Below are 2,770 nucleotides of genomic sequence, written 5' to 3'. Positions count from 1 at the left end.
GATGGTTTACCCACTGCTGTTACTATATTTCACCCAACTGAGAACCGCTATAGTAAATTTTCAAACCCCGTTAAAATATAGTTAATCTTAGATAGTTTCCAATGACAGCCCAAGAGTTAGAAACATAGTTACTATCCCTAACACCAGCCCAAAAAGTTGAAGCAATTCGCATCTTAACCCAAGGTATTAATACGAACAATCATGGAATTACCAAAACCCCTGGAGTAATGGGTGCTGATGCTTGTATTGCCGGAACACGCATTCCTGTTTGGTTGTTGGTAACTTATCGACGACAAGGTGCTAAAGATGCTGATATTCTAGTTCAATATCCTCAACTTATCGCAGCTGACTTGGTAACAGTATGGCTTTATGCTGAAGCATTCTCTCACGAAATTGATACTGCTATTCACGAACAAGAAGAAGCTGATGCAATTTTAGATGCTTCTTAAAATATCCTGTTGATGTATGGCAAGATTGTTAGCAGATGAGCAGTTCTCGCGTAAATCGGTAGAATTATTACGTCCTTTTGGACATGATGTTATCACCATACAAGAAGCAGGCAAAGCCGGAATTTCTGATGATATGGTGTTAGAGTTTGCGATCTGAGAAAATCGGGCTGTATTAACTCTTAATCGTCGTGATTTTTTTAAATTACATAAGATTAAACTCGAACATATCGGGATAATTGCCTGCAAAGATGATTTAGATTGGAATCGATTAGCAACAAATATTGATGCAGTGGTTTCTACGGAATCAACATTAATAGGAAAAGTGATTCGCGTTAATCGATTTTCTTCTACAACGCGATAAACTTTATGCGATCGCCTAATATTTCATCTAACCTCTTTGATAAAATTACAATGGCTAGTGAGGAGAATGCAATGTCTACGATGGCTACGCCTACGCACTAATCGTTGCATTCTTGCAGTGATAAAATAATCAAGCTTTGATAAATTGTAAATTATGACTTTATCTATTCAGCCAACTACAGCATTAAGTGTAGAAGAGTTCTTAGAACTACCAGATACAAAGCCAGCAAGCGAGTATTTTAACAGTCAAATCTACCAAAAACCTATACCCCAAGGAAAACATAGTACTTTACAAAGCAGTTTAATCACAGCTATTAATGAGATTGCTAAACCGCAAAAAATTGCTTATGCCTTTCCTGAATTACGCTGTACATTTGAAGGTCGTTCGATAGTACCAGATATTGCTGTGTTTGAATGGCAAAGAATTCCCCTTGATGCTAAAGGTAGAATTGCGAATAAATTTGAGATTCCCCCAGATTGGATAATCGAAATTCTCTCACTAGAACAATCACCCAACCGAGTTATCCGCAAAATTACATTTTCTATTCAAAATGGAGCAAAGCTAGGTTGGTTACTCGATTCTGCTGATGAGTCTATCATGATTTTTGAATCCAATAAATTACCAGAATTAAAAGAACAACAAGATATCTTACCCGTTTTGAGTATTTTAGAAAATTGGCAATTAACAGTTGCAGATGTATTTAGTTGGTTGAGTTTTATTTGAATAAAGCCAACCTTAAGCTGATTCAGCAAAATTACTTCTTCTCTCCTAGCTACTCGTTCCAAAAGAGATTTTAAATTCATAGCTGCTTCTTCAACGCTAATTCTCAACACTCTATAACTCCTGTAGTTAAGCTTGAAGAACAAAGAAAATTTCCTGCTCACACCATTTATTTATGAAAATTCACATCAGTAGCCCGTCTAAGCAGGCTTCCCTGCGGGAAGCCGATTTGCTTCTATGTTCTGGTAGCCACGGGCTTTAGTTTGTAGGAGAATAAAGTGCAACACCATATAAAATTTATATAACTATTGACTAATCTCAGTAGGTTGATTTACTTGGCATTGACTGCACAACCCAAAAAACTCTAGGGTGTGATAAAAAACTTTAAACTTATGGCTTGATTCTAACTGGTTTTCTAAGTCATGAACTGGGCATTGATTAATCGGAATTGAGACACCACATTGCAAGCAAGTAAGGTGGTGTTTATCTTGTTGTGCTAGGCTATAGAGGGCTTCACCGTTAGCCAAATTTCGCACTTGTACCATGCCTTCTAGTTTTAAGGCTTCTAGAGAACGGTAAACTGTTGCTAAACCCATACTCTGATTTGTATTACGTAGTTCTACGTAAATATCTTGGGCGGAAATGCCTTTTTTGATAGTTTTCAGTAGGTTGAAAATACGCTCTTGACTGCGGGTGCGTATGGCTCTCATAGACAATTATTTAAGTATGCCACTGTAGTTTGAAGCTGTTAGATGAGCTAATCGATCGATTAACTTTAACCGCTTCGTAATCTTATTTTCACTCAGTTGGAACAGAAAGTTATAGTATAGCGATCGCAGCATTCAGCAAAAGCCGTGCAAACCAAGTATCTAGCCAAAATTTTCGTGACCCTTCGTCCTTCAGTTTTAGACCCCGCTGGTGTGGCAGTACAATCCGGTCTTAAGCAACTGGGATACGATAACGTTGACCAGGTGCGGATTGGCAAGTACATTGAACTCACCATCACCTCAACTGAAGAGAAGAAAGCGCGTCAAGACCTTGATAACATTTGTAACCAAATGCTATCAAATCCCGTAATTGAAAATTACCGCTTTGAATTAATTGAGGTCGAAACTCAAACTGGGGTATTTTAGGGATTGGGTATAGGGCATTGGGCAGGGGGAATTGGGCATTGGGCATTAATTATTCTTTCTGCCCCCTGCTCCCTGCTCCCCTGCTCCCCTGCTTCCTACCTCCCCAC

General features: G+C 38.6%; 4 protein-coding genes and 1 pseudogene. 4 read left to right on the top strand and 1 reads right to left on the bottom strand.

The genetic code is table 11. The features are described 5' to 3' along the window. Nucleotides 1-164 precede the first annotated feature (164 nt). From ACFE93_RS34340 to ACFE93_RS34330, 3 genes and pseudogenes are all read left to right on the top strand, one after another. Complete coding sequence (locus ACFE93_RS34340) at nucleotides 165-449, top strand: DUF433 domain-containing protein (protein WP_375480558.1); 285 nt, start codon at nucleotides 165-167, stop codon at nucleotides 447-449. A 16-nt stretch (nucleotides 450-465) separates the two neighbouring features. Then, nucleotides 466-810 (top strand): annotated as a pseudogene (locus ACFE93_RS34335) (DUF5615 family PIN-like protein). A gap of 153 nt (nucleotides 811-963) precedes the next feature. Next, a complete protein-coding gene (locus ACFE93_RS34330) occupies nucleotides 964-1,533 on the top strand; it encodes a Uma2 family endonuclease (RefSeq protein ID WP_375480556.1) in 570 nt (189 codons plus the stop codon). A gap of 302 nt (nucleotides 1,534-1,835) precedes the next feature. Here the strand turns inward: ACFE93_RS34330 and ACFE93_RS34325 are convergent, their stop codons facing one another. Next, nucleotides 1,836-2,240, bottom strand: a complete 405-nt coding sequence (locus ACFE93_RS34325) for a Fur family transcriptional regulator (RefSeq protein WP_292785010.1) — start codon at nucleotides 2,238-2,240, stop codon at nucleotides 1,836-1,838. A gap of 144 nt (nucleotides 2,241-2,384) precedes the next feature. On the opposite strand from ACFE93_RS34325, the gene purS reads away from it, so the two are divergent. Further along, a complete protein-coding gene (gene purS / locus ACFE93_RS34320) occupies nucleotides 2,385-2,663 on the top strand; it encodes a phosphoribosylformylglycinamidine synthase subunit PurS (protein ID WP_375480554.1) in 279 nt (92 codons plus the stop codon). Nucleotides 2,664-2,770: the final 107 nt, after the last annotated feature.

The sequence above is a fragment of the uncultured Nostoc sp. genome (assembly GCF_964247315.1).
Taxonomy (GTDB): Bacteria; Cyanobacteriota; Cyanobacteriia; order Cyanobacteriales; family Nostocaceae; genus Nostoc.
The sequence above is the reverse complement of the archived record's forward strand: the minus strand, read 5'-3'. Positions and strand labels throughout refer to the sequence as shown.

Bases quoted from the DNA above. Each gene is read 5' to 3' on its own strand.
- ACFE93_RS34330 (WP_375480556.1), top strand. From the start codon at position 964: ATGACTTTATCTATTCAGCCAACTACAGCATTAAGTGTAGAAGAGTTC.
- ACFE93_RS34325 (WP_292785010.1), bottom strand. From the start codon at position 2,240: ATGAGAGCCATACGCACCCGCAGTCAAGAGCGTATTTTCAACCTACTG.